This is a genomic window from Robinsoniella sp., from assembly GCF_034124845.1.
In genome coordinates this window covers 16,137-19,245 of sequence record NZ_JAWYAJ010000206.1, presented here as the reverse complement: position 1 = coordinate 19,245, position 3,109 = coordinate 16,137, and the positions used below count along the sequence as shown (strand labels likewise).

3 protein-coding genes are annotated in these 3,109 nt (G+C 43.0%); 2 read left to right on the top strand and 1 reads right to left on the bottom strand.

Annotated elements, in window-relative coordinates:
- Positions 1–334 (top strand): 5-deoxy-glucuronate isomerase (locus tag ACH2DQ_RS09620; RefSeq protein WP_395026551.1); only part of this gene is annotated, 334 nt, incomplete at its 5' end.
- Between the two features lie 190 nt (positions 335–524).
- Positions 525–1,676: an iron-containing alcohol dehydrogenase gene (locus ACH2DQ_RS09615; protein ID WP_394912763.1), complete on the top strand. Its 1,152-nt coding sequence runs from the start codon at positions 525–527 to the stop codon at positions 1,674–1,676.
- 343 nt (positions 1,677–2,019) lie between these two features.
- Here ACH2DQ_RS09615 and ACH2DQ_RS09610 read toward each other — a convergent pair.
- Positions 2,020–3,109 (bottom strand): helix-turn-helix transcriptional regulator (locus ACH2DQ_RS09610; protein ID WP_395026549.1); only part of this gene is annotated, 1,090 nt, incomplete at its 5' end.

The following is a 3,109-nucleotide window of genomic DNA, read 5'->3' as shown; positions in this document are numbered from 1 at the left end:
GACAGCACCTTATTCCAATATGGTATTAGGAGAAGTGTTAAATGACCGGGGCAACTGGTCGGGCTACATTCCGCATCAGCATCCCCAGCCGGAAACGTATTATTTCCTGTTTGACCGTCCGGAAGGATTTGGTGCCAGTTTCGTAGGGGATGACGTCTACAAAATTAAAGACGGCAGTTTCTCAGCAATACCAGGGGGAAAGACACATCCCCAGGCAGCGGCACCTGGATATCAGATGTATACCTGTTGGATGATCCGCCATCTGGAAGGCAACCCCTGGACGGACCGTATCGACGATGAGCGTTATACCTGGCTGTATGATGCAGAATTTTAGATTCAAAGAGATGTAAGGAAAGGCTGCCGGTTTCCGGGGTGTTTTGATTCAGGCTGATGTGAAGTAAGAGGCTGGATTTTCGTATGAAATGCCTGGGGGTTTACCGGCTGCCGGACAGAGGAGGAATGAAAATGAAAGAAAAAATAAGACAGTATTACATAAAATCCTGTAATATGCAGGGGGTGTAAAAATGGGAAGAGATTTTATTGTACCGGGACAGATGATTACCGGCAGCGGCGCACTTACCATGGCAGAAGAAATTTTAAGAGGGTTTGGAAAAAAGGCGCTGATCATTACGGATAAGGTAATGATTCAGCTGGGAAATGCAGCGCATGTGGAAGAAGCTCTGAAAAACCAGGGAATAGAATATGCAATTTATTCAGAAATAGTCGGAGAGCCCACCGACAAAATGATTGAAAACGGGCTGAGTATGTATTTAAAGGAAAAATGTGATTTTCTCATTGCTCTGGGCGGAGGCAGTCCCATCGATTCCATGAAGGCTATCGGAGCGCTGGCGACAAACGGCGGTAAAATCTCTGACTATATGGGAAAAGTGATCAAAGTGCCAACACCTCCCATGGCTGCCATTCCTACAACGGCAGGCACGGGTTCGGAGGCGACGCAGTTTACCATTATAACAGATACAAAAAAAGATATTAAAATGCTTTTAAAGGGTCAGGTATTGATGCCTGCTCTTGCAATTATAGATCCGCAGTTTACCATGACGGCACCGCCCAAGATAACGGCAGCTACCGGACTGGACGCATTAACTCACGCCATTGAAGCATTTACATCCAGAAAGGCACAGCCCCTTTCCGATACGTTTGCGCTTTCCGCAGTAAAGAGAATCTTTGCTTATCTGCCGGTAGCTTTCCGGGAAGGAACAGATCTAATGGCAAGAGAACAGATGTCAATTGCTTCACTGGAAGCGGGAATTGCATTTAACAATGCATCGGTTACGATTGTGCATGGCATGAGCCGTCCCATCGGAGCATTGTTCCACATCGCACACGGTTTATCCAACGCCATGCTGTTGAAAGAGTGTCTGGGTTTTGTGCTGGATGGGGCATATGACCGGTTTGGGGAACTTGGCAGAGCAGTTGGGGTAGCTACCGACCTGGACTCGGATGAAGCGGCAAGCCAGAACTTCTTAAAAGCAGTAGAAACCATTTGCAGAGAACTGGAAACACCAAGTCTGGAGGAATACGGAATCAATAAACAGGAGTTTATGGGTGTTGTGGATAAAATGGCACTGGATGCCATGGACAGCGGAAGTCCTCAAAATAGCAGAAAAGAACTGAGTAAAGAAGATTTGGAGCAGATTTACCGAAATCTGTGGTAATATGGGAAGATTAACATTTTGTAAATTATTTTATATAGCACTCTGTTTTAAATGTGAAAGGAAAGTAATCTTTATGATACGTGTATCATAAGAATACTTTCCTTTCGCGCTTCCATTGTACTGATAATTCTTGCAATCATCAGTACAATCTTAATAGCATACATAAACCACACAAAAAAGTGACCGCCCCGATCCAAAGGTAAAGTCACTTTTTAAGTAATTCCTATATTGGGCTGACCGTTTATCGGCAACACCACTTTATAGCTATATTCTATCAGAGTTTTGCATCATTGTCAAATTATATTCATTTTTAATTTTCTTTTTTCTATTCTATTCAATACCATTACGCCAGTGATTGTATAAAAGCGCTGGGTGACATTCCTTCATTATTTTTAAATACCCTGCTGAAATAAAGTGCATCTGTGTAACCGGTCTGTTCCGCAACATCTTTTAACAGAATCTGCGGATTTTTTTTCATTATATTTTTAGCCATTTCCAGGCGCAGTGATGTGATGTATTTACTGGGTGAGATCCCAAATGCTTCTTTGAAAAGGGTTGTAATATATTTTTCGTTATAGCCCCAGATATCGTAGAAGACTTTGTAGGTGATCTGCTGTGTAAAGTTTTTGTCCAGGTACGCGCGAATGTCATCTACCAGCTGTGAGGAAGACTTTTTTTGCTGCATGTGTTCCGGGAATAATATTTTAGTCAGCTCATGCAGGAGGTTCTCCAGTAACTCATCGTAGGAATCAGATGAGGCAATGACTTCAGTTGGATCGAAGAGAAGCTGGGATGCATTTGGGCTAACGTGGATGGCGGCACTTGCTATGTGGCGTACATCTGCAAGCAGCTGGAATTGTGTGGTATCCGATTCCCGCCACCATGCAGTCATATCGGAAAGGATATGTTTCAGTTCATTTTCAGTAATGCCGGGTCTGAATTTTGCTGCAAGTGCAGCGATTTGTCCGGAAATCTCTATGGCATCCTTTGCTGTAAAGGTATCATCCTGGATTAAAAAAGTGTTTTTTCCAAAAGGCAAATGAAACAAGGTGAACAGGTATGCATTCTGCATTAAATGTCTGATCTCTTCTCCGCTGTGTACAACAGCAGATAAAACAAAATTTACGTAGGTATCTGACTGTTGGGCATTTTGTCTTATCTCGTCCACTACAGGGAATATGTCAGTTTTTTTATCAGCAGGACTGACAATGGCATAGACAAATTCATTGTAGTAATTACCACGGAAAGAATAAACCGGAAGGTGGTATGTTTCGTAAATGCCGTCTAAAAATGAGGTGTCGAGATTTCTCACAATTTCCCCGGACAAATTGAATTCAGAATAGGTGTTATTGACTATAGAGCCGTAATAGGAAAACAGCAGATGGAGGCTGCAATTTGCCAAAGGGTTGAAGGTATATTCGGTAAGGGGTTTT